This is a genomic window from Microbacterium sp. zg.B48 (assembly GCF_024623505.1).
In the GTDB taxonomy this organism is placed as follows: domain Bacteria; phylum Actinomycetota; class Actinomycetes; order Actinomycetales; family Microbacteriaceae; genus Microbacterium.
The window spans coordinates 189,161-212,666 of the sequence record NZ_JANJFE010000018.1 but is presented as its reverse complement, the minus strand read 5'-3'; the positions used below and the strand labels follow the sequence as shown (position 1 = coordinate 212,666).

Here is a 23,506-nt window from a genome sequence, read left to right as displayed (position 1 = left end):
GCTACCAGGGCACCGGCGCGCATCCGGCGGGGAAGCGGTCACTCCCCCGCCGGATGCCGCGGGTCATTCGCCGGCGAGGCCGCCCAGCAGGTGTCCGAACGATCGGCCCTCGCCGAGGTAGTTGGCCGGGTCGAACGGATCGGCCTGGCCCGCGGGGCTGCGCCGGGCGATCGCCTCGGCCAGCTCGGCGGCGCCCCGGTCGATCCGCTCGCCGAGCGGCGCGACCTGGTCGCCGGAGGCGCCCCAGTCGCTGGAGGCGGCGAACACTCCGGTGGAGACCGGTTCGGCGTGCAGGTATGTGAACAGCGGCCGGATCGCATAGTCGATCGCGAGCGAATGCCGTGGGGTGCCCGCGTTCGCACCGATCAGCACCGGCTTGCCGGTCAGCGCGTCCGGGTCGAGGATGTCGATGAACGACTTGAACAGACCCGAATAGCTGGTCGAGAAGATCGGGGTGACGGCGATGACCGCGTCGGCCGAGACGACCGTGTTCACCATGGTCTCCAGCGCGGGCGGAGCGAACCCGGTGAGCAGGTTGTTCGTGATGTCGTGCGCGTAGTCGCGCAGCTCGAACACGTCCACCTGCGCATCGATCTCCCGCCCGCCGAGTTGGGCGACGGTTGCTGCGGCCAGACGGTCGGCAAGCAGCCTCGTGGAGGAGGGGTTGGACAAGCCCGCCGAGACCACGGCGATGCGGCGCTGGGTCATCTCAGGCTCCGCTCTGGGTCGCCGCGGCGCCGAAGGACGAGCCGGCGGGTAGCGGCGAGGCGTCCTGGTACGGTGAGCCGCCGGTCAGGTTGTCGCCCCGGTTGGGGTTGGGACGCGCCGCCCGCGGAGCCTGATCGCCGTACTTCGCGGCCACGAGTGCCGCGTGCGTGGGGCCGTCCGGGACATCCGCGGGGCGGTGGGCGGCGAGTTCCTTGCGCAGCACCGGCACGACCTCCCCACCCAGGATGTCCAGCTGCTCCAGGACGGTCTTCAGCGGCAGCCCGGCGTGATCCATCAGGAACAGCTGGCGCTGGTAGTCGCCGAACAGATCGCGCATGCCCGCGTAGCGGTCGATGACCTGCTGGGGCGAACCCACCGTCAGCGGAGTCATCTGCGTGAAGTCCTCCATCGACGGACCGTGGCCATAGACCGGGGCGTTGTCGAAGTACGGGCGGAACTCCCGCACGGCATCCTGCGAGTTCGCGCGCATGAACGCCTGACCGCCCAGGCCCACGATCGCCTGCTCGGCAGTGCCGTGGCCGTAGTGGGCGAACCTCTGCCGGTACAGCGCGATCAGGCGCTGGTAGTGCTCGGAGGGCCAGAAGATGTTGTTCGCGAAGAACCCGTCGCCGTAGTAGGCCGCCTGCTCGGCGATCTCGGGGGTGCGGATGGAACCGTGCCAGACGAACGGCGGCACATCATCCAGCGGTCGCGGGGTGGAGGTGAATCCCTGCAGCGGGGTGCGGAACTTTCCCTCCCAATCGACGACGTCCTCGCGCCACAGCTTGTGCAGCAGGGCGTAGTTCTCGATGGCCAGGGGCAGGCCCTGGCGGATGTCCTGTCCGAACCAGGGGTACACGGGGCCGGTGTTGCCGCGGCCGAGCATGAGGTCGGTGCGGCCCTCCGAGACGTGCTGGAGCATCGCGAAGTCTTCGGCGATCTTCACCGGGTCGTTCGTGGTGATCAGCGTCGTGGCCGTCGACAGGATGATCCGCTCGGTCTGCGCGGCGATGTAGGCCAGCGTCGTCGTGGGCGACGAGGACCAGAACGGCGGATTGTGGTGCTCGCCCAATGCGAACACGTCCAGCCCGACTTCCTCCGCGTGCTTGGCGACGGCGATCGTGTTGCGGATCTTCTCACCCTCGCTGGGTGTGCGTTCGGTGGTCGGGTCCTGGGTGATGTCGCTCACCGTGAAAATGCCGAACTGCATGGCCTGCGCCCCGGAGGACGCGGTGCTGGTGTCGTTCACGATCTCTCTCCGATTCGGGATGCCGCGGCATCCTGTTCTATTCAGTTGAATGTAATTGATAGAACAGAGCTGGAAGAAATCTATTCCCGGTGCGGCGCGATGCGGCCGGCGGAGCACTCAGGCGGCTCCGAAAAGCTCCAGCATGTCGCGCACCAGCTGGTGAGGTGCCGTCTCGCAGGGTGCGTGGCCGGTGGGATAGACGGTCATGCCGGCTCCGATCCGGGCCGCGTACGCCGCGTGCTGCGCGGTCGGCCACAGGTCCTGCTCGCCGACCGCGATGAACTTGGGGATGTCGATCGCGGCCACGGCATCGGCCACGTCGGGCATCGCCATCATGAGCCCCACGATGTCGTCGATGGCCGGGCGGCGGATGGCGACCATCCGCTCCCTGACGAACGCGATCCGCTGCGGCGGGGTGCGGTTCAGGTTGTAGCGGATGCCCCACAGGATCAGCCCGGCTGCGCGGTGCGGCGGCATGTCCGAGATCGGACCGATGTGCTTGACCCCGCGGAAGACCTGCCCGGTCGCCGGCGGTGCGGACATCAGGGTCAGGCTCGCGAACAGGTCCGGCCGCTCGACCAGCGCCAGCTCGGCGACCAGGCCGGCGAAGCTGTATCCGAGGACGTGTGCGGGGGTCGCTCCGTCCTCGAGGACCGCGATCAGGTCGTCCAGGAACAGCCGGTAGTCGTAGTGCTCGCGGGGCGGATCGAGGTTCTCCGGCCCCGCACCGACGGATCCATAGTGACCGGCCAGATCGTAGGACTCGACGCGGTACCCCGCGGCGGCGAACAGCGGGAAGAGCAGGACGAAGTCCTCCTTCGAGCCTGCGACGCCGGAGACCAGGACGACGCGCGGCGCATCCGGGTCGCCCAGGCGGACGCGCGCGATCGGTCCGCTCGGGGCCGCGAGCATGTCGCGCACCGTTCCTTCCGGAAACACCCGCCAGTCCAGATCGGGGATCGCCCGGTCCTTCGCACGTGCCTCGTCGATCGTGGTCATCGCGTCGCCGAGACTATCGCGTCCGGCAGCCGCCGGGGCGGACGCGCGCGCGGGCCGCGCTGACGCGGGCACCTCGCCGGACAGAGGGGCATCGGGCATGCGGTTCTCCTCGGGTCGACCTGGCCGCTCGTCCCCGCAGCGGCACGTTCACCCAGGATAGGGTGGCGATCGCAGTGATGACCGAATCAACGAATCCGACGCCCGCTGCGGCCGCGGCATCCGCCGTGCGCGGTCCGCCGGCGGGCAGCGGAGCCGTGCCCCGGGTCCGCCGGCGGGTCCCGTTCTGGGACAACGCGCGCTTCGCGTGCATCGCCCTGGTCGTCCTGGGACACGCGGCGCAGCGGCTGACGTACGACTCCGAGGTCGCGCTCGCCCTCTACCTCCTGGTCTACGCGTTCCACATGCCGGCGTTCGCGATCATCTCCGGGTACTTCTCGACATCGGATGCCCCGGGCCGTCGTCAGATGGCGCGCGTGCTGACCGACATCCTCCTGCCGTATGTGATCTTCGAGTCCCTCTGGACGGTCACCAAGTGGCTCGTCGAGGGGCAGGCGAACCCGAACCCCACGCAGCCGTCGTGGACGCTGTGGTTCCTTCTCGCGCTCGGCATCTTCCGCGTGGTCCTGCCGTACCTCGCGCTGCTGCGCTGGCCGCTGCTGTGGACGATCGTGATCTCCATCGGCGCCGGTTACCTGCCGAACATCGACTCCACCCTGTCGCTGTCGCGGACCCTCGGCCTGCTGTTCTTCTTCACGCTCGGGTGGTGGCTGCGCGAGCGCGATGTGATCGACCGTCTCGGCCTCCTCCGTTCCCGCCCCTGGTGGGTGTTCGCCGCCTCGGCCGCTGTCCTGGCGGCGGCCGGCTGGCTGGCCTGGTTCTTCGTCGACGTATGGCGGGCGATGAACCTGCGGGAGTGGCTCTTCTACGACGAGAACTACTCGTCCATCGGCGGCACGGAATGGTGGGCGGGAGGCGTCCGCCTGGCGCTGGTCGGCGTCGCGATCGTGCTGTCCACGGCGTTCTTCGCGGTGCTGCCGCTCGAGACGCACTGGTGGACGCACTTCGGCCAGTACACGATGTACGTCTACCTGCTGCACTCCTTCGTGCTGTACCCGTTCCGCGAGTCCGGAGTGCTGCGCGACCTGGATCCGACGTGGATCTGGCTTCCGGTGGTCATGGTCACCTCCGTGCTGATCGCTCTCGGTCTGGCGACCAGACCGGTGCGCACGGTCTTCCGTCCTCTCGTCGAGCCGCGACCTCGCTGGCTGTTCGCCGACCCGGCGATGCTCGACCGCGAGGGGCACCGGTCCGATCCCACCGGTTCACGGCGACCGCCGGAGCAACCCCGTCCGGCGCACCGACGCGCCGATCCACGCCAGAACGGCTGAGACCCGGCCGCGCCTGCGCCCCGGCTTAACGCTGCGCAACAAAGACGCGGATGCCGCGGCATCCGCCTACCCTCGGGTCCATGAGCGATCTCACCCTGCCGATCCTGGATCTGTCCCGGCTGGATGCCGGACCGGACGCGGCCGCGGCGTTCCGCGACGACCTCCGCGCCGCCACGCACGACGTCGGCTTCTTCTACCTCACCGGCACGGGGATCTCCCCCGAGCTCGAAGCGGACCTGCACCGGGTCGCGCGGGAGTTCTTCGCGCTGCCCGAGGCCGACAAGCTCGCCATCGAGAACGTCCGCAGCCCGCATTTCCGCGGCTACACCCGCGTCGGCGGGGAGCGCACGCAGGGGCGCGTGGACTGGCGCGAACAGATCGACATCGGCCCGGAGCGCACCGCGGTGACGGATCCGGATGCTCCGGCGTACGCCCGGCTGATCGGCCCGAACCTGTGGCCGCAGGCGCAGCCCGAGCTGCGCGAGGTCGTCGCGCAGTGGCACGACCATCTCTCCGGCGTGGCCCGCAAGCTCCTGCGCGCGTGGGCGGTGACCCTGGGCGCCCCGGAGAACTACTTCGACCAGCACTTCGGCGAGCCGTCGACCCTGATCAAGATCGTCCGCTATCCGGGCAAGGACGACCCGACACCCCAACAAGGCGTCGGGGCGCACAAGGACTCCGGTGTGCTGACCCTCCTCTGGGTGGAACCTGGCAAGGGTGGCCTCCAGGTACAGCGTGACGGCGAATGGGTGGACGCGCCCGCAATGCCCGGCGCGTTCGTCGTCAACATCGGCGAGCTCCTCGAGTACGCCACCGGAGGCTACTTGATTGCCACGAACCACCGGGTCGTGTCGCCGCGTTACCCGGATGACCGGATCTCGGTGCCGTTCTTCTTCAACCCGGCCCTGGACGCCCGGCTGCCGGTGATCAAGCTTCCGGCCGAACTGGCCGCCGCGGCGCGCGGCGTCACCCAGGATCCGGCCAACCCGATCCACGCCCTCTACGGCGAAAACGCCCTCAAGTCCCGGCTCAGGGCGCACCCGGACGTCGCGGCGATCCACCACGCCGATCTGGTCGCGGCCCGCGCCGCAGCATCCGCCTCGTCCTGACACGTTCCCCCGGAAACGCGAGACCGCAACGGAGCCTCCAGACTGCGGGCAAAACCCACAGTCTCGAGGTGCGGTTGCAGTCTCGGCGTCTGGCGCACGCACAGCGAAGGGCCGCCCCACACCTGGGACGGCCCTTCGGAAAGCGATTGTGCGCTGGCGCGATTAGCGGCGCAGCCCCAGACGTTCGATCAGCGAGCGGTAACGCGCGATGTCGATGTCCTGGAGATAGCCGAGCAGACGACGGCGCTGACCGACCATCAGGAACAGACCACGACGCGAGTGGTGGTCGTGCTTGTGCTCCTTCAGGTGCTCTGTGAGGTCCTTGATGCGCTGCGTCAGCATCGCGACCTGCACCTCGGGGGATCCGGTGTCACCGGGGTGCGTCGCGTACTCTTCGATGATCGCCTTCTTAGCGTCAGATTCGAGTGGCATAGATGGGATCCCCTTCCTGCTCATTGCGCGGCGCCCGACGCCTGATGCGTGAGCTCTGTTTATCCGCGGCCGATCGAACGGCAACCTGAAGAGTCTACCAGCCGGGAGGCGCGGCGGTTAATCCGGACTTCGCCACGGGATAGCCTCGAAGGATGCCGGGACTGCGTCGCGATCACTTCATCGACCTCAGCCCGTTCCGGGCCAGTCCCGCCTTCACCCGGATGTGGATCGGATCGACGCTGGCGGGCCTCGGCGGCCAGCTGACCATCGTCGCGATCATGCTGCACATGTACGAGCTGACCGGGTCCACGTTCGCCGTCGCGATGATCGCGGTCGCCGGCCTGGCTCCGATGATCATCGCCGGGCTCTACGGCGGAATGCTGGCGGATGCGTTCGACCGGCGCCGCGTCGCCCTGGTCGCCGCGACCATCACCCTCGCCTCCACCGTCCTGCTCGCCGGTCTGGCGTGGGCGCAGATGGAGACGGTGTGGTGGCTGTACGCGCTGAGCATCGCCAACTCCGCGGCCAACACCGTCGTGATGGCGGCCCGGCAGGCGATCGTGCCCCGGCTGATCCCGCGCGAACTGCTGCCCGCGGCATCCGCACTCAACGGCATCACCTTCGGCATCATGGTGATGGCCGGACCCGCTCTGGCCGGCGTCATGGTGGCCTTCGCCGGCTACGCATGGACGTACTCGCTGGATGTCCTGCTCATGAGCTCGCTGTTCCTCGGACTGTGGACCCTGCCGAGCATCCGGCCCGAAGGTGTGATCGTCCGCCCGGGCCTGGAATCGCTCCGAGACGGGTGGCGGTTCCTGAAACGTGCTTCCAACATCCGGATGCAGTTCGTCCTGGACATCATCGCCATGACGTTCGGCCAGCCGCTCGCGCTTCTGCCCGCCGTCGGCGCGGTGCTGCTCGGCGGTGGGCCCATCACAACGGGCATCCTCACGGCCTCTGTCGCGGCCGGCGCATTCCTGTGCAGCCTGTTCTCCGGCCCGGTCGGCCGGGTGCGGCGACAGGGCCTGGGCATCGAGCGCGCCATCATCGTCTACGGCGGATCCATCGCGGCGTTCGGCCTCGTGCTGGGCGCCGCCGCGCTCGGCTGGTTCGCCCCTTCCGGGGTCGGTGAGACGGTCCCGAACGTGACCCTCATCGTCCTGGCCGCTCTCACCCTGGCCGTTTCCGGCGCCGCGGACAACGTCAGCTCGATCTTCCGCAGCACCATGCTGCAGGCGGCGGTCCCCGACGCGATCCGCGGGCGACTGCAGGGCGTGTTCATCGTCGTCGTGGCGGGTGGTCCCCGGCTGGGCGCCCTGTACGCCGGGACGCTCGCCACGATCGCCGCACTGTGGTTCCCGCCGCTGCTGGGCGGGCTGATCATCATCGGGTTGGTGTCCCTCCTGGTGCGGCTGAGCCCCCGCTTCCGCACATACGACGCCGCCCACCCGGAGCCGTAGGAGGCGCGATCGGCTGTGCGGCGTAGCCGGACGGCCGTCCATCGGCGGATTTCGGACGTCGCATCCGGCACGGCGCCTGAGCGCCGTGCCGCGGAGCTAGAGTCGCCGCGTGCCCACCGAATCCCGCGCCGCCGTCCCGGCCACCGGCGACTTGGCCCGTGCCGCGAGCGGTCGTCCGCTGTCGCAGGGGTGGATCGGGGTGCAGTTCGTGCTGACCGGGGTCATCTGGGGATCCAGCTTCCTGTTCATGAAGGTCGCCCTCGAGGGGATCTCCCCCGCGCAGGTCGCCTGGTCCCGGCTGATCCTGGGAGGTCTGACCCTCGGCGTCTTCGTGGCACTCCGCCGCGACACGCTGCCGCGCAGCCTCACGGTGTGGGCGCACATGACGGTGCTGGCGGTCTCGTTCTGCGTCGTGCCGTTCCTGCTGTTCTCCTGGGCGCAGCAGCACGTGACCTCCGGCCTTGCCAGCATCTACAACGCCACCACGCCGATCATGACGGCCGTGATGGCCGGGCTGCTGTTCCGCGTCGAGCGGCTCAAGCCGGTGCAGATTGCCGGCATCCTGGTGGGAATCCTCGGCGTGATGGTCATCATCGCGCCGTGGCGGGGCCTGGATCTCAACCAGAGTCTGGTCGCGCAGTTCGCGATCCTGGGGGCCACCGCCTGCTACGGCTTCAGCCTCGCGTACATGCGCAGGTTCGTCTCGCACACCGGGATGAGCGCCCTGGTGTTCTCATTCCTGAACATCGGCATCGCTGCGGTGATCATGCTCGCGCTGACCCCGTTCATCGCCCTTACCCCCGTCGCGCTGGATCCCTGGATCATCGGCAGCGTCATCCTGCTCGGCTGCCTCGGCACCGGCATCGCCTACATCTGGAACCAGAACACGTTGCGCGCGTGGGGCCCGACCCGGGCCTCCACCGTCACCTACCTGACGCCCATCGTCGGCGTCGCACTCGGCATCGCGATCCTCGGGGAGCAGGTCTCGTGGAACGAGCCGGTCGGCGCGGTCGTGGTCTTCCTCGGCATCCTGCTGGCACAGAACCGGTTGCGCCCGCGTCATTCCTCGCTGACGGGATGACAGCGGTCACTTCTTCTTGGACGTGCCCGCCTCCAGAATCGACACGATCGAGAACAACGTGAAGCACACCGCGCCGAGCCCGGTGAGGACGCGTGCGGGGACGAAGAAGTTCGGGTCGGTCGTCGCGGCCTCGGCCAGAAAAGCGGCAAAGAACAGGCATGCCAAACACGTCATGACCGGAATGATGGGGACCCTGTCAGCCAGGGGGAACTCTCGACGCCACACAGAGGCCAGCAACCAGACCTTCGAGATGATGCTGAAGCAGATCATCCCCAGTCCCAGGAGGATGCAGCCGGGAGCCACTCGCTCAGGGCGATCGGAGCTGAACAGCACAAACAGCCCCCACGCCGCAGTGGCCGCTCCCATGATCAGGACCCACACCGACCACGACCAGCGCTCGGGTTCATCGAACTGGTTGCGCACCTGGCGCACGACCGTGCCCACGAGCGCGATCAGGCTCGAGCAGATCGCAGTGAGCCCAAGAAGCACGTGGCCTGCGACGAAGTGATCGGCGCGGGCGCCGCCCACCAGCAGTACCACCGCCCAGACTCCGGCGATGAGTGTCGCCGCCACGGGGACGCCGAGCAGTGCCCATGCCATCGGGCGGCCGTATGCTTCTGCGGGCACGCCATCGCCGTGACTGCCCGCGGCGTTTCGCGGGATCAGCGTGAATGCGCTGGATGCTGCGCCCACGGTGGACACGCACGCGGCGACCAGCCCGACGCCGAAGACGACGTGCCCGGCGACGAAGGACGCGGACGATGTGTCTGAGCGCAGCCACAGGCCCCACGCCACGGTTGCGGTCGCGACGCTGTATCCCACGATGGGAAGGATGATCTTCCAGGCGCCGGCGAAGGTGTCCGTGATCTGACGGATGATGATCGCCGCCGTGGTGAACAGCGCGATGCAGATCGCCGTCAGCGCGATCAGGACGTGCCCGGCCACGAAATGGCCGGCGTCGTCACCGCCGCTCAGGACGTAGAGCCCGAATCCCAGGCAGACCGCCCCCATCAGGAGGGGGATGGCGCGGAACAGGATGCTGATTCCGTAATTCATCGGACGCCCCCTCACCGCCGCGCCCTCACGTACCCGCACGGCACGCTCACGGTATCCGCGGCCACGAGCGTTCTCAAGGATTCGGGGCGAGGATGGCACAGACCCGATGCCGCGCGGTGAGACGAAAGGGGGGATGCCGCGGCATCCCCCCTTGCTCCAGCGTCAGGTCACGCCTGGATGGCGCCCTGCAGGTCGAGCGTGATGGTGACGTCCTTGCCGACGAGGACTCCGCCGGTCTCCAGCGCGGCGTTCCAGGTCAGGCCGAAGTCCTCACGGTTGATGACCGTCGTGGCCGTCGCCCCCGCCTTGTAGTTGCCCCACGGGTCTGCTCCGAAACCGCCGAAGTCGAACTCGAAGGTGACCGGCTTGGTGACGTCGCGGATGGTGAGGTCGCCGTCGACGAGCATCTCGCCCTTTTCGACGCGCACGCCGGTGGATACGAAGTCGATGGAGGGGTAGGTCTCCACGTCGAAAAAGTCCGCCGAACGCAGGTGAGCGTCGCGACCCTCGTCCTTCGTGTCCAGCGAAGTGGCGTCGACGTGGGCCTCCACCTTGGCCTCTAGCGGGTTCTCCGGCGCGATCAGCGTCGCGCGCTTGATGCCGAAGGCGCCGCGCACCTTGGAGATCATCATGTGGCGGACGGTGAAACCGACCTCGCTGTGGCTGGGGTCCAGCTCCCAGGTGCCGGGGCGGTAGCCGGGAACGTCGAGCGTGGTGGCGTCGGTCATTGTCTTCCTTCGTGTCCGTGGTCGCCGCAGTCAGCGACGAGTTCCCACAGGACAACCGCGGCCGCGAACGGATCTATTCCCGTGAATGGAAAAATCTTTGGAGTGTGATCATCCGGCCGCTGCCGAGGAAAGCCGAGGGGGACGGATGCCGAAGCATCCGTCCCCCTCGTGTCGGTGCGATCGTCAGCCGACGGCGATCAGATCGATCACGAAGATCAGCGTCTTGCCACCGAGGAAGTGTCCCCCGGCCGGGCCGTATGCCAGCTCCGGGGGGATCACCAGTTCGCGGCGTCCGCCCACCTTCATGCCGGGGATGCCGTCCTGCCACCCCTGGATGAGGCCGCGCAGGGGGAACTGGATGCTCTCGCCGCGATTCCACGAGGAGTCGAATTCCTCGCCGGTCTCGTACTCGACACCCGCGTAGTGGACGGTCACGGTGTCGCCGGGCTTGGCCTCGGCGCCGTCTCCGACGATCAGGTCACGGATGACCAGTTCTTCGGGGGCCGGACCCTGGGGCGCGTCGATCTCGGGCTTGGTGCGGTCATCTGTCATGAGTCCATCCAACCGCCCACACCCGCGCTGGTCAAAGCGAGAGCGCTGGAGACGGCGCCCTTGACACGACGCGCCCGACCGGGGCACCCTGATGGCAGGCCGACTCAGCGCCCGGACGTCACGCAGGCTTTGCCGCGGCACCGGGCGCTGGGTTCTGTACGGCCCGCCCGGGGATGAGATCGCGCGTGCCGCGTGCCCTTGCGGATCAGGGCGCGAACATCGCCGCGCGGGCCGCCCGGGTCCGCGCCAGCAGGACGTGCTCGTCTTCGCGCGCGTCGGCATCGCGGCCGCTGATCGCGCGCTGGCGTGCTGCCGCGAGCGCCGTGGCGTCGGAGATGAACTCCTTCATGATCGCGGTGCGGTCTCCGCGCAGAGTGCGCGCCCACGCCAGCGCCGCGCGCCGGCCGGGCGCGGTCGCGAGCATGTCCACCTCCTGCGGGGTGAACCATCCCGCCGTGGCGTAGTCGCCCAGCCGCGCCCGGGTCAGCCGTGCTTCCTCACGTCGCAGCGCGATGATGCCGAGGATGAATCCGACGAACAGCGGAACCTGCAGCGTCAGATAGAGGGCGAAGAAGTCGCCGAACACGGCGGAGCCGTTCCACAGCGCATGCAGCGCCGTCGCGCCGAGCACGCCCAGCACCCATGGCCCCGCCGCCCGGCCGCCGCGTGCGCCGCGCCGGGCCGCGAGTCCGAGGGCGAAGCCGGTGACGCTGGTGAACATCACGTGCGCGAACGGGGACAGGATGCCGCGCACGAAGAAGGTCACCGAGACATCGCCCACGCCGCCCTCGATGAGGCTGATGGCGAAGTACTGGATGTTCTCGGTGAAGGCGAAGCCGGCCCCCACCAGGGCGCCGTAGACGACGCCGTCGATGGGACCGTCGAAGGCGCGACGCGCGGTCAGGAAGATCAGGTAGACCCCGAGGCCCTTCGCGAACTCCTCGACGAGGGGTGCCTGCACGACGGCGGCGAACGCGTCCCGGATCTGCGAGTCGTCCGCGCCCAGGATCATCGTGATCAGGATGTCGACACCCAGGGTGATGCCGACTGCGGCGATCGCGCCCCAGGCCACCGCGAACAGCAGCAGCCCCTTGGGCTCCGGCTCCCATCGGTCGATGATGCGCACCGCCAGCAGCACCGCGACGAGGGGGACGAACGCGAGGATCATGCCGATGATCGACGCGCCGGGACCGATGGCGTTGAGGAAGTAGCCGACCAGCCCGACCAGGATCAGTACGAGGATGCCGCTGATCCACACCGGCGCCGTGCGTCCCTTCCGCGGGGGTACCGGCACGACCGCCGGCGAGGCCGTGGCGACCGGGATCGACGCGCCGGGGGCCACGCGGGGCTGCGCGAGCGGGGAGGCGAACGCCGGCGGGGTGAGGGACGGTCGGGCGGAGGGCGTCCGGGCGTCGAACGGGCCCGGTGGATTCGTCATGCGCACAGCCTAGGGCTGCGGACCGGCCGCACCGGGCGCCCGAACCGGCGGGTAACGTAGAACAATGCGTTTCGCCCATGTGACCCTGCCTGCGTGCGAAGAGCCGAGGCTTGCGGTGGTGCAGGGAGAGACGGCGATCCTCGTCGAGGATCTCTTCGCCGGCGCCCCCCGCTATCTGGAGGAGCTCATCGCCGGCGGCGACGAACTGCTCGATCGAGTGCGGGATGCCTCGTCCCACGACGGCCCTCGGCATCCGCTCGCCGATGTCGGATTCGCCTCCGCGGTGCTCACTCCCCCGGTGGTGCTGGCGATCGGGCTGAACTACTCGGCGCACTCCAGCGAGCTGGGGCTGCAGACGGATTCCACGCCCACCGTGTTCGTGCTCTGGCCCAACTCGCTCAGCGGACACGACAAGACCACGACCTGGCCGCGGTCCCTCAGCGAGTCCATCGACTACGAGGCGGAGCTGGGCGTGATCATCGGCACCCCGGCGAAGGACGTCTCACCGGAGGACGCCCTGTCCCACGTGTGGGGCTACACCGTGGTCAACGACATCACCGCGCGCGACATCCAGTACTCCGAGGCGCAGTGGTCGCGCTGCAAGTCCTTCGACGGGTTCACCCCCACCGGACCGTTCGTGGTGACGGCCGACGAGGTCCCCGATCCGCAGGACCTGCACATCTGGACGGTCGTGGATGGACACACGCTTCAGGACGCCTCGACCAGCCAGATGGTGCGCCCGGTGGCCACGCTGGTCTCGCACCTGTCCACGTCGGCCACGCTGCTGCCCGGCACGCTGATCTCGACCGGGAGCCCCGGGGGTGCCGGGTACTCCCGCGACCCGCAGGTGTTCCTGCGGGACCGTTCCACGGTGACCGTGGGCATCGACGGCATCGGCGCCCTGACGACGCATTGCCGCATCCTGGACTGACGGCACCCCGCAACGCGAGAGCCGCCGGTGCCCTCGCGGCACCGGCGGCTCTCCCGATCAGATCGGCGTTACGAACAGGTCAGCGTCACGGTGACGCCGTTGATCTCGTGGACACCGCTGCCGTACTCCGCGCACAGACGCGCGTACTCCGCGGCAGCCGCTCCGAAAGCGATGAACAGGAAGATCGCGACGATGATGCCGATCACGATCAGCACCGAGCTGATGATGATCGCGGCCAGCGCCCAGCCGTTCGGGTATCCGGCCTTGCGGCTCTGCACGAGAGCGACGATGCCGAGGATCAGCGCGACGAGCTGGACGAAGAACGACAGGATGAACGCGACGATGCCCATGGTCTTGCCGGGAATGGTCGGGTTCGCCGGGTCGCCGTACGGTGCCGGAGGCGCTGCCGAGTAGGACTGCTGCCCGTAGGCGGGTTGATTGGCCGGCGGCGGCGCGTTGTAGGCGGGGGGCGCGGGGGGCCGGTTGTAGTCGTTGGGGGCCGGGACGTCCGGGGGCTGTGGATCGGTCATGGGAGCGCCTCTCAAGGATGCTTGGACTTCGACGCTAGCGGTCAGCGGCTCGGCGCGGCAATCCTCAGATCTCCGGCGCCCACACGCCCGGGTCGGGATCCGGGGCCGACCGCGGTATGACGGGGATCGCGGCGGTGATGATCTCCAGACCCGACAGGCGTGCCGGAGAGAGCTGCTTGATCACGTCATGGCGATCCATCAGCCCGGCCTCGACGACCAGATCGGCGACATTGCGTCCGGTCAGCAGCGCCGTCTTGGCCAGAGCAGCCGCCGCCGCGTAGCCGATGAACGGCGTGAGCGCAGTGATGACGCCGACGGAGGCACCGACCATCACACCCAGACGCTCGTGGTTGGCGGTGATGCCCACCACGCAGTTGACGCGCAGCGTGTGCATGGCCCGCCGCATCCAGGTGATGGACTGGAAGAGCGAGTGGGCGATCACCGGTTCGAACGCATTCAGCTGCAGCTGACCCGCCTCCACTGCCATGGTGACGGTCATGTCGGCGCCGACCACGGCGAAGGCCACCTGGTTGACGACCTCGGGGATCACCGGGTTGACCTTGCCGGGCATGATGCTCGAGCCGGCCTGGCGGGCCGGCAGGTTTATCTCACCGAACCCGGCCTGCGGACCGCTGGAGAGCAGCCGCAGATCATTGCAGATCTTGGACAGCTTGACGGCGTTGCGTTTGAGCGAGGACGAGAAGGACATGAACGCGCCGGTGTCACTGGTCGATTCGACAAGATCGGTGGCAGTGTCCAGGTCCAGCCCGCTGATCTCACGCAGATGGCGCAGGACCGCCGTTCCGTAGTCCGGGTGCGTGGTGATGCCGGTGCCGATCGCGGTGGCCCCCATATTGATCTCGCACAGCAGGTACGCGTTCTCCTTGAGGCGGCTGTAGTCCTCACCGAGGGTCGTCGCGAACCCATGGAACTCCTGCCCGAGCGTCATCGGCACGGCGTCCTGCAGCTGCGTGCGACCCACCTTGAGCACGTCGTGGAACTCGACCGCCTTGGTCAGAAACGCCCGGCGCAGCAGATCCAGCTCCTCCAGCAGCGTGAGCAGATCCAGTCCGAGACCGACCTTGATGGCAGTGGGATACACGTCGTTGGTGGACTGGCTGCGGTTGGTGTCATCGATCGGCGACAGGAACGCGTAGTCGCCCTTGTCCCGGCCGGCCAGCTCGAGCGCGATGTTGGTGATCACCTCGTTCGCGTTCATGTTGGTCGATGTGCCGGCGCCGCCCTGGATGACGCCCACGACGAACTGGTCGTGGAACTGTCCGTCGATGACCAGCTGCGACGCTCGGTCGATGAGATCGGCCTTGGCCGGATCCAGCGCCCCGATCTCCCGGTTGGCCCGGGCGGAGGCCTGCTTGACCATCGCCAGGCCGCGGACGAGGTCCTTGTAGACGGAGATGGGGCGTTTGGAGATCGGGAAGTTCTCCAGTGCCCGTGCGGTGTGGATGCCCCAATAGGCATCGGCAGGGATCTCGAGTGAGCCCAGCGAATCGGTTTCGGTGCGAGTGCGCGTCAGTGCGTCCAGAGCCATGTGCATGTCCTTGTGGGTCGATCACGGCGGTGTGAAGGGGTTGCTTCGACCCTACCCGCGCCGGCCGCGCCGCAACCCGTACCGGCCGGACAGTGCGGGCGCTCCCGGTGTACGCGAGGGAGAGCGCGGCGGGCTGTGGTCCAGTTCGACCGCGGCGTGCCGCCGGCTCACGCCCGGCGTTTGCGTGAGAACGCCTCGAGCCTCTCGGCGGGGGTCAGCGCGGCCATCCGCTGCACCCACTCCGCGGAGAAGTAATCGCCGGTCGGAGCGTCCACCACTGGGACGACGGCGTGCGTGATGGTGTCCGCGTAGACATGGACGAGGTGGAACGACTGTCCGGCATCCATCCCGTTGACATCCACCGCCGGGCGCGCGAGGTTCATCGTGTAACAGGTGGCCGCGGCGACGCTGACCGGGATTCCGGCGAAGGTGCCGTTCGTCGAATGATGCAGATGACCGGCCAGGATGCCGCGCACGTCGGTGCCGGCGAGCACCTCGGCCAGCCGCGGCTGCTCCCGCAGCTCGAGGATGTCGAACAGCGGCAGGTGCGAGGGCAGCGGAGGGTGGTGCATCGCGACGAGTGTGCCGAGGGGGGCCGGCTCGGACAGCACGGCCCGCAGCCACTGCAGCTGGGACTCGTCCAGCTCCCCGTGGTGCCAGCCGGGCACCGTGGTGTCCAGCACGACCAGGCGCAGCCCGCCCAGGTCCCGGACGCCGGTCACGGGCTGCTCGGTGGGCTCCAGGTCGAGCAGGCCACGGCGCAGGGCGGGACGCTCGTCGTGATTGCCGGCCACCCATACCACCGGCGCCCCGAGCCGCTCGGCGAGCGGTTCCACGGCGCCGCGCAGAGCCGCGTACGCCTCCGGCTCGCCGAGGTCGGTCAGGTCGCCGGTGAAGACGATGGCATCGGGGCGGATCCCGAGACGCTCGACGGCCGCGAGGGTGCGGTGCAGGTTCGCGCCGGCGTCGTAGTGCCCGCCCAGTGGTACGTTCCCTGCCAGCAGGTGCGTGTCGCTCAGGTGCACGATCGTACGCAGGGCGGGGGGGTACTGCCCGAACTGCACGGATGCCTCGTCCATGCAGTCAGCCTAAGCGCGGACGCCGACGCGCCGGCTCAGCGGGTGAGGATGATCAGCATCAGGCCGCCGAGCACGGCGAGCCCGCACAGCACGAAGCAGACGTAGGCGCCTACCGCCGCGACCTGGCGCTGCTGCGCCGTCAGAGGGCTTTTCCGGGCCGATTTGGCTGCGGCCTTGGCTGCGCGCTTGGACTCCTTCTCGGTGATGACCGCGATCGCATCGGTGAATTCCGCCGGCGCGACGACCGGCACGCGGCCGGCGCGCACGAGAAGACGCAGCCCCAGCGAGTAGGAGCCCACCACGACAACAGCGGCCAGCAGTGCGGCGACGAAGACCTCGATGAACGCCAGCCAGTCGATGGTCAGGGTCATTTCGACTCCTCCTTGCGAGGAGCCTCGGGCGTCAGGAGCACCTCGGTCTTCGTCGGGGCGTCGGTCCTCAGCGGAGGCTCGGCTCTCCGCGGCGCGGAGCGCATGGACGCCCGCTGCCGACGGGTGGGCGGCGGATTGCGCTTGACCTTCACGGCCGTTCCGGACTCCGCCACCTCGCTCATCGCGTTGGAGGCCGTGACGGCGTTGCGCCGGGACAGCAGGAAGATCGTCAAGATGATCGCGACGGCGGCGACCGCGTCGATCAGAATGCCCCACCCGCCCAGCCAGGCGACGACCAGCGCGGCCAGTCCACCGACCGCACCCGCTGCGGGCAGGGTCAGGAGCCATCCGATCATGATCCGGCCCACGGTCCGCCAGCGGACCTTCGAGCCGCGCCGTCCCAGTCCCGACCCGATGACCGATCCGGAGGCGACCTGTGTCGTGGAGAGGGCGAAGCCGAGCGCGCTGGAGGCGAGGATCGTCGCTGCCGTGGAGGACTCGGCCGAGAAGCCCTGTGCCGGTTTGACATCCGTCAGGCCCTTGCCCAGCGTGCGGATGATCCGCCAGCCGCCCATGTACGTTCCGAGCGCGATGGTGATGCCACAGGCGAGGATGACCCACAGCTGCGGGTCGTCCTGCGTGGTGCTCTGCCAGCCCGCGATGATCAGGGTCAGGGTGATCACGCCCATCGTCTTCTGCGCGTCGTTCGTGCCGTGCGCGAGTGCCACCAGCGACGAGGTGAAGATCTGACCCCAGCGGAAGCCGTCGCGTCCGTCGGGTTTGGAGTCGTAGCGCCGGGTGATAGCGTACGCGATCCGGGTGGCGGCGAAGGCGATCAGCCCGGCGGTGAGCGGCGCGAGCACCGCGGGCAGGATCACCTTCCCGAGCACCACGCCGTAGTCGATGGCCATCCAGCCGGCCCCGACCAGCGTCGCCCCGATCAGGCCGCCGAACAGCGCGTGCGAGGAGCTGGACGGCAGGCCGAGCAGCCATGTGAGCATGTTCCAGGTGACCGCGCCGATCAGGCCCGCGAAGATCAGCGGCAGGAACGCCGCGGAATTGATCTCGTCCTCGCGGATGATGCCGTGCGAGATGGTCTTGGACACCTCGGTGGACAGGAAGGCGCCGACCAGATTCAGGACCGCGGCAAGCAGCACCGCGACCTTGGGCTTGAGTGCACCGGTGGCGATGGGCGTCGCCATCGCATTCGCGGTGTCGTGGAAGCCGTTCGTGAAGTCGAAGAACAGTGCCAGTCCGATGACCAGCACGACGATCAGGGTTGCGGTTTCCACCGTTTGCTTTCCGAGAGAGTGAAAGTAAGGGGTGCCGACGTGATCGGCGTCTGCGAACGAAGAGTTCACGGGGAATTCAGGAACCGGCAACCGGCCAGAAGAATCCTTACACCGGCCAACTCTGCGGTCAACTCAGCCAGTTGCCAGGCTCGGCCCGCGCAGGCCTCCCGTTGCGCCCGGGCGCGGCATCCCCCATGGTGTTCAGTGGTGGTCGATCGCCCGCGCCGGGGCGGATTCGGGGGGCAGATGAAGAAGTGGTCCGTCGTCCTGATCCTCAGCGCGGCCCAGTTCGTGATGGTCCTGGACGGCACGGTGATGAACGTGTCGATCTCGACGGTGGTGGCCGATCTGCACAGCACGGTCACCGCTATGCAGTCGGCGATCACGTTCTACACCCTGACCATGGCATCGGTGATGCTGCTGGGCGCCAAGCTCGGCGACGTCTGGGGTCGCCGCCGCGCGCTCGTGATCGGCTCCCTGATCTATTCCGCCGGCTCACTGACCACGGCGCTGAGCCCGAACATGGCGGTGCTGTTCCTGGGCTGGTCGATCTTCGAGGGGCTCGGCGCCGTCCTGGTGATCCCCGCGGTGGCCGCACTGATCGCCGACAACTACGACGGCCGGGATCGGATCACCGCATTCGCGGTGATCGGGGCGGTCTCCGGTGGCGCGGTGGCCGCCGGACCGCTGATCGGGGGCTTCATCACGACGTACCTCAACTGGCGGTGGGTGTTCGCCGGCGAGGTCGTCATCATGATCATCGTCGTGCTCTTCGCCGGGCGCATCGGCGAAACGTCATCGCGCCGCAGCATCCGGATCGATCTGCTCAGTGTGCTTATGTCCGCGGCCGGCCTGGTGGCGGTCGTGTACGGGATGCTGCAGACCAAGACCTGGGGATGGATCGTGCCGCTGCACTCCCCCGAGGTCAACGGCGTCGAGATCGCTCCGCTCGGCATCTCGTTGAGCGCGTGGCTCATCCTCGCCGGCATCGTGCTGCTCGTCCTGTTCTTCTCCCGACAGCGGCACCTGGTCGCGGCCGGCCGCGAGCCGCTCCTGCACGTGGACCTGCTCTCCATCCGGCAGCTGCGCAGCGGGCTGAGCGTTCTGGGCGCGCAGTACGCGATCACCGCCGGCCTGTTCTTCATGGTGCCGGTGTACCTGCAGATGACCCTGGGACTGGATGCGCTGGAGACCGGCGTGCGGATCTTCCCGCTCTCGGTCTCGCTGATCGTCTTCTCATTCGTGGGAACCCGGTTGTCGTCGCGATGGTCCCCGCGCCGGATCGTGCGCATCGGCCAGTGGATCCTGGTCGCCAGCTCGATCCTGCTGCTGACCGCCGTGGAGCCACAGCTGGCCGGCCTCGCCTTCGGTGCCGGCATGTTCTTCGCGGGGACGGCGCTGGGGCTGCTGGCCTCTCAGCTGGGCAACGTCAACATGTCGGCCGTGACCGAGAAGGACACCAGCGAGGTCGGTGGTCTGCAAGGGGTGTTCCAGAACCTCGGCTCCTCCCTGGGCACCGCGCTGATCGGCTCGATCCTGATCGGCGCCCTGGCCACCTCTTTCGCCGGCGGGGTGGGCGCCAGCGACCTGTCCGAGCAGACGAAGTCGATCGTCGACGAGCGCACCGAGGGTGGCGTCGCGATCGTGCCCGCCTCGAGCGTCGACACGATCGCCGGCGAGGCGGGGCTGGACAGCGACGACGCCGCCACGCTCGAGCAGATCTACGTGGATTCGCAGCTGACATCGCTGCGGATTGCTCTGTTCGGTCTGATCGTGCTGGCCGTCCTCTCGCTGCTGGTCTCGCGTGGCATCCCGAACCAGGTGCCGCTCTCGCGCGCGGCGGCTCAGCCGGCTCCCCCGGGCTAGCGGCGACCGTGCGCCGGAATTCGTCGGATACCGTGGGACGGTGACCACCGACGCCGTTCCCCCCAGCCCGCCCGTCGCCGCGCGCAATCCCGTCATCCGCAGCCATCACGGCGACGACGTGCAGGACGCATACGAGTGGTTCCGCGGCAAAGAGGACGCCGCGGTCCTGGCGCACCTGGAGGCCGAGAACGCCTACACCCGCGCGCGCACCGCGCACCTGGCCGGACTGCAGGAGGAGATCTTCACCGAGATCAAGGGACGCACGCTCGAGACCGATCTGTCCGTGCCGACGCGCCGCGGCGACTGGTGGTACTACGGCCGCACCGTCGAGGGCAAGCAGTACGGCATCCAGTGCCGCGCGCCGCTGGCCGCCCCGGACGACTGGACACCGCCGGACTTGGCCGGCGACGCACCGGTCGCCGGCGAGCAGGTCCTGCTCGACGGGAACGTCGAAGCCGACGGCCACGAGTTCTTCTCGCTCGGCAGCTTCGAGGTGACCACCGCCGGTGACCTCATGCTCTACGGAGTGGACGTCGCCGGCGATGAGCGCTACACCGTCCGGGTGCGCGACCTGGTCTCCGGCGCGCAGCTGCCCGACGAGATCCCCGACACCTTCGCGGGTGCGACGTTCTCGCCCGACGGCCGGTTCATCGTCTACACGACCGTCGATGACGCGTGGCGTCCGGACACCGTGTGGCTGCACGAGCTGGGCACGCCCGTCCAGAGCGACGAGAAGCTCTTCCACGAGCCGGACGAGCGGTTCTGGGTCGGCGCGGGCTTCACCCGCAGCGACCGCTACCTCGTGATCGGGATGGGCTCGTCCATCACCTCCGAGGAATGGCTGGTGGATGCCGCCGACCTGCGTTCCGCGCCCCGTGTGATCTGGCCGCGCAGGGAGGGCGTCGAATACGACTCCTCGCATGCCGTCATCGACGGCGAGGACGTGCTGTTCATCCTGCACAACGACGGCGCTCTGGATTTCGAGCTGGTCCGGGTGACGGCATCCGATCCCACCGGAGCACGCGAGATCGTCGTGCCGCACCGTCCCGGGCAGCGCCTGCTGGGAGTTTCGACGTTCCGGGACTGGGGGGTCATCGCCTATCGCCGCGCCGGGCTCGCCCGGCTCGGGATGCTGGACTACTCGGACGGGTCCGTCGCGGAACTCGAGTTCGACGAGCCGCTGTACTCCGTCGGCAGCGGCGGCAACCCGGAGTGGGCTCCGCCGCTCATCCGCCTCGGCTACGGCTCCTTCGTCACCCCCGGCACCGTGTTCGACTACGAGGTCGCCACCGGCGAGCTGCTGCTGCGCAAGCGGCAGCCCGTGCTGGGCGGATACGAACCCGAGGACTATGGGCAGGCGCGCGTGTGGGCGACGGCGCAGGACGGCACGCAGATCCCGCTCTCACTGGTCTGGAAACGCTCGTTCGGCGAGCCCGGCCAGACGTCCCGTCCGGTTCACCTGTACGGGTACGGCTCCTACGAGCACTCGATCGAGCCGGGCTTCTCCATCCCCCGCCTGTCCGAACTGGACCGCGGCGTGATCTTCGCGGTCGCGCACGTGCGCGGTGGCGGGGAGATGGGGCGCCAGTGGTACGAGGACGGCAAGCTGCTGAACAAGCGCAACACGTTCACCGACTTCGTCGACAGCGCGCGGCATCTGATCGACCACGGGTACACCAGCCCGGACCGCCTGGTCGCCGAGGGCGGCAGCGCGGGCGGGCTGCTGATGGGCGCTGTCGCCAACCTCGCGCCTGAGCTGTTCGCCGGCATCCTGGCGGATGTGCCGTTCGTGGACGCGCTGACCACGATCCTGGACCCGTCCCTGCCGCTCACGGTCATCGAGTGGGACGAGTGGGGCGATCCGCTGCACAACGCGGACGTGTACGCGTACATGAAGTCCTACTCGCCGTACGAGAACGTGCGATCGGATGCCGCGTACCCGAAGATCCTCGCGGTGACCTCACTCAACGACACCCGGGTGATGTACGTCGAGCCTGCCAAGTGGGTGGCGCGGCTGCGGGAGGTCGGCGCCGATGCGCTGCTGAAGTGCGAGATGGTGGCCGGCCACGGCGGGGTCAGCGGCCGGTACAACGCGTGGCGGGAGCGCGCGTTCGAGCTCGCCTGGCTGCTGGATGTCTTGGGCGTCGCTGACGCCTGACCCGTGCCCGGGTGCGGGCCGGGGTCTGGGGCTGGGGCTGGGGCTGGGGCTGGGTCTGGGTCTGGGTCTGGGTCTGGGTCTGGGTCTGGGGCCGCGGCCCGGTGCCCGCGCCGCGGCATCCGTCCCCTCTGCGCGTGTCCCGGTTGTTGTTGCCACCGGGGCGCTGGGGCAACAACAACCGGGACACAGCAATCGGGCGACCGCTCCTCCCCAGGGCAGCTCCGCGCCGGACATACGCACCGACCCGGCGGCGTGGGCATGAGGAGCCGCGGCACCGGATCATGATTCAGGATGCCGCGTCCCTCAGAACTACCCGACGACCTCCGCGATCGCGGGTTCAGCTTCGCCGAGGCGATTGCCGCCGGCGTCACGCCGCAGCGGCTGCGCGCCGCCGACCTGTCCGCGCCGTTCCACGGCATCCGAATCGCCGTGACTGCGGACCAGGACGCTCCGCCGTCGCTGCGCCACCAGTGCGAGGTGATCGCCCCGCGGCTCAGGGACTTCCAGTTCTTCAGTCACGAGACCGCGCTCGCCCTCGTCGGAGCACCGCTGCCGCGGTGGCCGCACCGTCCCGGCATCCACGTGTCCGCCCACCGTCCAGCCCGCGAACCACGCACGCGGGGTGTCGTCGGGCACCGGCTGCAGACCCGTGAATCCGCCGTGACGCTCGTGGACGGGCTTCCCGTCGAGCACCCCGTGCGCGCCTGGCGCCAGGCCGGGATCGCCTGGGCGATCGATGATCTGATCGCCGCCGCCGATTTCCTGATCGCCCGCCGCCGCCCGCTGGCGACGATCGACGAGCTGCGCGAGGAAGTGCGGACGATGGGAGACGTCTCCGGACGCATGCTCGCGCGGGCGCTCCGTGAGGTGCGCGCAGGGGCGGAGTCGCCGGAGGAGACCCGGCTTCGACTCGTCCTCACTCGCAACGGCCTTCCGGAACCGGAGCTGAATTGGGAGCTGCGGGATGACCGCGGACGGCTCATCGCCCGGCTGGACCTGGCGTATCCGGCTCTTCGCGTCGGCGTGGAGTATGACGGTCGCGTGCACGCGGATGACCCGCGCCAGTTCGAGGCCGACGCCGATCGATGGAGTGCGATCGCGCGCGCGGGGTGGACCCACGTGCGGATCCTGCGTCATCACATGCGCGGGCGTCCTCCCCGCGCGGTCGACATGGTCCGCGACGCCCTGTATGCAGCGGGCTGGGCGCGCCCACGAGGTGGGTGATAGCCCCCGCTCCCACCCCGGCGGCACGGCCGCGGCGGCCGGGCCGCGCCGGCCGCCGCGTCCCGCGACGGCCGTGTCCCAGTTGTCGTTGCCTGCGGGCGTCCCCGCACCGCCGCGGCCACCCGTGTCCCAGTTGTCGTTGCCTGCGGAGCCTACGAGCAACAACAAGTGGGACGCGCAGGGTCAGCGGATGCCGGAGCGTCCGCCTCACAGCCGCCGCAGCCCCGCACCGCCCCGGCCGTGTCCCACTTGTCGTTTCCTGCGGGGCCTCCGAGCAACAACAAGTGGGACGCGCGAGCGGGAGCC

Annotated in this window: 21 protein-coding genes; 8 read left to right on the top strand and 13 right to left on the bottom strand. The window is 69.0% G+C overall.

Annotation, left to right across the window (positions count from 1 at the left end; all coding sequences use genetic code 11):
* Nucleotides 1–63: 63 nt before the first annotated feature.
* The 3 genes from NQ152_RS14910 to NQ152_RS14900 form a co-directional block, all read right to left on the bottom strand.
* A complete protein-coding gene (locus NQ152_RS14910; protein ID WP_257502733.1) occupies nucleotides 64–708 on the bottom strand; it encodes an FMN reductase in 645 nt (214 codons plus the stop codon).
* A gap of 1 nt (nucleotide 709) precedes the next feature.
* The gene (locus tag NQ152_RS14905; protein WP_257524610.1) at nucleotides 710–1,918 is read right to left on the bottom strand and encodes an LLM class flavin-dependent oxidoreductase; all 1,209 of its coding nucleotides are present in this window, start codon (nucleotides 1,916–1,918) and stop codon (nucleotides 710–712) included.
* A gap of 156 nt (nucleotides 1,919–2,074) precedes the next feature.
* Nucleotides 2,075–3,055 carry an alpha/beta fold hydrolase gene (locus NQ152_RS14900; RefSeq protein ID WP_306815993.1) on the bottom strand — a complete coding sequence of 327 codons (981 nt, stop codon included), beginning with the start codon at nucleotides 3,053–3,055 and terminating at the stop codon, nucleotides 2,075–2,077.
* A 77-nt stretch (nucleotides 3,056–3,132) separates the two neighbouring features.
* On the opposite strand from NQ152_RS14900, the gene NQ152_RS14895 reads away from it, so the two are divergent.
* Both NQ152_RS14895 and NQ152_RS14890 read left to right on the top strand, forming a co-directional pair.
* On the top strand, nucleotides 3,133–4,344 hold the full coding sequence (locus NQ152_RS14895; RefSeq protein WP_257524551.1) for an acyltransferase family protein: 1,212 nt from the start codon (nucleotides 3,133–3,135) through the stop codon (nucleotides 4,342–4,344).
* 80 nt (nucleotides 4,345–4,424) lie between these two features.
* Nucleotides 4,425–5,453: an isopenicillin N synthase family oxygenase gene (locus tag NQ152_RS14890; protein WP_257524550.1), complete on the top strand. Its 1,029-nt coding sequence runs from the start codon at nucleotides 4,425–4,427 to the stop codon at nucleotides 5,451–5,453.
* Between the two features lie 162 nt (nucleotides 5,454–5,615).
* Here the strand turns inward: NQ152_RS14890 and rpsO are convergent, their stop codons facing one another.
* Nucleotides 5,616–5,885 (bottom strand): 30S ribosomal protein S15, encoded by a 270-nt coding sequence (rpsO, locus tag NQ152_RS14885; protein ID WP_019180606.1) that lies wholly within the window; start codon nucleotides 5,883–5,885, stop codon nucleotides 5,616–5,618.
* 152 nt (nucleotides 5,886–6,037) lie between these two features.
* Between rpsO and NQ152_RS14880 the strand changes: the two genes are divergently transcribed.
* Both NQ152_RS14880 and NQ152_RS14875 read left to right on the top strand, forming a co-directional pair.
* The gene (locus NQ152_RS14880; protein WP_257524549.1) at nucleotides 6,038–7,345 is read left to right on the top strand and encodes an MFS transporter; all 1,308 of its coding nucleotides are present in this window, start codon (nucleotides 6,038–6,040) and stop codon (nucleotides 7,343–7,345) included.
* 151 nt (nucleotides 7,346–7,496) lie between these two features.
* Nucleotides 7,497–8,426 carry a DMT family transporter gene (locus NQ152_RS14875; protein WP_257502969.1) on the top strand — a complete coding sequence of 310 codons (930 nt, stop codon included), beginning with the start codon at nucleotides 7,497–7,499 and terminating at the stop codon, nucleotides 8,424–8,426.
* Nucleotides 8,427–8,432: 6 nt separating this feature from the next.
* On the opposite strand, the gene NQ152_RS14870 is transcribed toward NQ152_RS14875, so the two are convergent.
* The 4 genes from NQ152_RS14870 to NQ152_RS14855 all read right to left on the bottom strand — a co-directional run bounded on the left by NQ152_RS14870 (nucleotide 8,433) and on the right by NQ152_RS14855 (nucleotide 12,200).
* A complete protein-coding gene (locus tag NQ152_RS14870) occupies nucleotides 8,433–9,482 on the bottom strand; it encodes a DUF2776 domain-containing protein (RefSeq protein WP_257502738.1) in 1,050 nt (349 codons plus the stop codon).
* A gap of 167 nt (nucleotides 9,483–9,649) precedes the next feature.
* Nucleotides 9,650–10,210, bottom strand: a complete 561-nt coding sequence (locus NQ152_RS14865) for a YceI family protein (RefSeq protein ID WP_257502739.1) — start codon at nucleotides 10,208–10,210, stop codon at nucleotides 9,650–9,652.
* Nucleotides 10,211–10,393: 183 nt separating this feature from the next.
* Nucleotides 10,394–10,762: an FKBP-type peptidyl-prolyl cis-trans isomerase gene (locus NQ152_RS14860; protein WP_257502740.1), complete on the bottom strand. Its 369-nt coding sequence runs from the start codon at nucleotides 10,760–10,762 to the stop codon at nucleotides 10,394–10,396.
* Nucleotides 10,763–10,967: 205 nt separating this feature from the next.
* Entirely contained in the window at nucleotides 10,968–12,200 is a 1,233-nt protein-coding gene (locus NQ152_RS14855; RefSeq protein ID WP_257502741.1) for a PrsW family intramembrane metalloprotease, read from the bottom strand.
* Between the two features lie 64 nt (nucleotides 12,201–12,264).
* On the opposite strand from NQ152_RS14855, the gene NQ152_RS14850 reads away from it, so the two are divergent.
* On the top strand, nucleotides 12,265–13,131 hold the full coding sequence (locus NQ152_RS14850; protein WP_257502742.1) for a fumarylacetoacetate hydrolase family protein: 867 nt from the start codon (nucleotides 12,265–12,267) through the stop codon (nucleotides 13,129–13,131).
* Nucleotides 13,132–13,199: 68 nt separating this feature from the next.
* Here the strand turns inward: NQ152_RS14850 and NQ152_RS14845 are convergent, their stop codons facing one another.
* The 5 genes from NQ152_RS14845 to NQ152_RS14825 form a co-directional block, all read right to left on the bottom strand.
* Nucleotides 13,200–13,661, bottom strand: coding sequence for a DUF4190 domain-containing protein (locus NQ152_RS14845; RefSeq protein ID WP_257502743.1), 462 nt, complete (start codon nucleotides 13,659–13,661; stop codon nucleotides 13,200–13,202).
* Nucleotides 13,662–13,725: 64 nt separating this feature from the next.
* Nucleotides 13,726–15,210 carry an aspartate ammonia-lyase gene (locus tag NQ152_RS14840; RefSeq protein ID WP_257524548.1) on the bottom strand — a complete coding sequence of 495 codons (1,485 nt, stop codon included), beginning with the start codon at nucleotides 15,208–15,210 and terminating at the stop codon, nucleotides 13,726–13,728.
* A 167-nt stretch (nucleotides 15,211–15,377) separates the two neighbouring features.
* Nucleotides 15,378–16,289: a phosphodiesterase gene (locus tag NQ152_RS14835; protein WP_257524547.1), complete on the bottom strand. Its 912-nt coding sequence runs from the start codon at nucleotides 16,287–16,289 to the stop codon at nucleotides 15,378–15,380.
* A gap of 35 nt (nucleotides 16,290–16,324) precedes the next feature.
* Nucleotides 16,325–16,660 (bottom strand): peptidase, encoded by a 336-nt coding sequence (locus tag NQ152_RS14830; protein WP_257524546.1) that lies wholly within the window; start codon nucleotides 16,658–16,660, stop codon nucleotides 16,325–16,327.
* Nucleotides 16,657–17,952 (bottom strand): inorganic phosphate transporter, encoded by a 1,296-nt coding sequence (locus NQ152_RS14825; RefSeq protein WP_257502747.1) that lies wholly within the window; start codon nucleotides 17,950–17,952, stop codon nucleotides 16,657–16,659. The genes NQ152_RS14830 and NQ152_RS14825 overlap by 4 nt, the downstream gene beginning before the upstream one ends.
* 246 nt (nucleotides 17,953–18,198) lie before the next feature.
* On the opposite strand from NQ152_RS14825, the gene NQ152_RS14820 reads away from it, so the two are divergent.
* From NQ152_RS14820 to NQ152_RS14810, 3 genes are all read left to right on the top strand, one after another.
* The gene (locus tag NQ152_RS14820) at nucleotides 18,199–19,818 is read left to right on the top strand and encodes an MFS transporter (protein ID WP_257524545.1); all 1,620 of its coding nucleotides are present in this window, start codon (nucleotides 18,199–18,201) and stop codon (nucleotides 19,816–19,818) included.
* A 40-nt stretch (nucleotides 19,819–19,858) separates the two neighbouring features.
* Complete coding sequence (locus NQ152_RS14815) at nucleotides 19,859–21,976, top strand: S9 family peptidase (protein WP_257524544.1); 2,118 nt, start codon at nucleotides 19,859–19,861, stop codon at nucleotides 21,974–21,976.
* 291 nt (nucleotides 21,977–22,267) lie between these two features.
* The gene (locus tag NQ152_RS14810; RefSeq protein WP_257502750.1) at nucleotides 22,268–23,200 is read left to right on the top strand and encodes a hypothetical protein; all 933 of its coding nucleotides are present in this window, start codon (nucleotides 22,268–22,270) and stop codon (nucleotides 23,198–23,200) included.
* Nucleotides 23,201–23,506 lie beyond the last annotated feature (306 nt).

Bases quoted from the DNA above. Each gene is read 5' to 3' on its own strand.
- NQ152_RS14910 (WP_257502733.1), bottom strand. From the start codon at position 708: ATGACCCAGCGCCGCATCGCCGTGGTCTCGGCGGGCTTGTCCAACCCC.
- NQ152_RS14860 (WP_257502740.1), bottom strand. From the start codon at position 10,762: ATGACAGATGACCGCACCAAGCCCGAGATCGACGCGCCCCAGGGTCCG.
- rpsO (WP_019180606.1), bottom strand. From the start codon at position 5,885: ATGCCACTCGAATCTGACGCTAAGAAGGCGATCATCGAAGAGTACGCG.
- NQ152_RS14890 (WP_257524550.1), top strand. From the start codon at position 4,425: ATGAGCGATCTCACCCTGCCGATCCTGGATCTGTCCCGGCTGGATGCC.
- NQ152_RS14895 (WP_257524551.1), top strand. From the start codon at position 3,133: ATGACCGAATCAACGAATCCGACGCCCGCTGCGGCCGCGGCATCCGCC.
- NQ152_RS14855 (WP_257502741.1), bottom strand. From the start codon at position 12,200: ATGACGAATCCACCGGGCCCGTTCGACGCCCGGACGCCCTCCGCCCGA.
- NQ152_RS14830 (WP_257524546.1), bottom strand. From the start codon at position 16,660: ATGACCCTGACCATCGACTGGCTGGCGTTCATCGAGGTCTTCGTCGCC.
- NQ152_RS14820 (WP_257524545.1), top strand. From the start codon at position 18,199: ATGAAGAAGTGGTCCGTCGTCCTGATCCTCAGCGCGGCCCAGTTCGTG.
- NQ152_RS14870 (WP_257502738.1), bottom strand. From the start codon at position 9,482: ATGAATTACGGAATCAGCATCCTGTTCCGCGCCATCCCCCTCCTGATG.
- NQ152_RS14810 (WP_257502750.1), top strand. From the start codon at position 22,268: ATGCCGCGTCCCTCAGAACTACCCGACGACCTCCGCGATCGCGGGTTC.
- NQ152_RS14840 (WP_257524548.1), bottom strand. From the start codon at position 15,210: ATGGCTCTGGACGCACTGACGCGCACTCGCACCGAAACCGATTCGCTG.
- NQ152_RS14880 (WP_257524549.1), top strand. From the start codon at position 6,038: ATGCCGGGACTGCGTCGCGATCACTTCATCGACCTCAGCCCGTTCCGG.
- NQ152_RS14865 (WP_257502739.1), bottom strand. From the start codon at position 10,210: ATGACCGACGCCACCACGCTCGACGTTCCCGGCTACCGCCCCGGCACC.
- NQ152_RS14850 (WP_257502742.1), top strand. From the start codon at position 12,265: ATGCGTTTCGCCCATGTGACCCTGCCTGCGTGCGAAGAGCCGAGGCTT.
- NQ152_RS14900 (WP_306815993.1), bottom strand. From the start codon at position 3,055: ATGCCCGATGCCCCTCTGTCCGGCGAGGTGCCCGCGTCAGCGCGGCCC.
- NQ152_RS14845 (WP_257502743.1), bottom strand. From the start codon at position 13,661: ATGACCGATCCACAGCCCCCGGACGTCCCGGCCCCCAACGACTACAAC.
- NQ152_RS14905 (WP_257524610.1), bottom strand. From the start codon at position 1,918: ATGCAGTTCGGCATTTTCACGGTGAGCGACATCACCCAGGACCCGACC.
- NQ152_RS14835 (WP_257524547.1), bottom strand. From the start codon at position 16,289: ATGGACGAGGCATCCGTGCAGTTCGGGCAGTACCCCCCCGCCCTGCGT.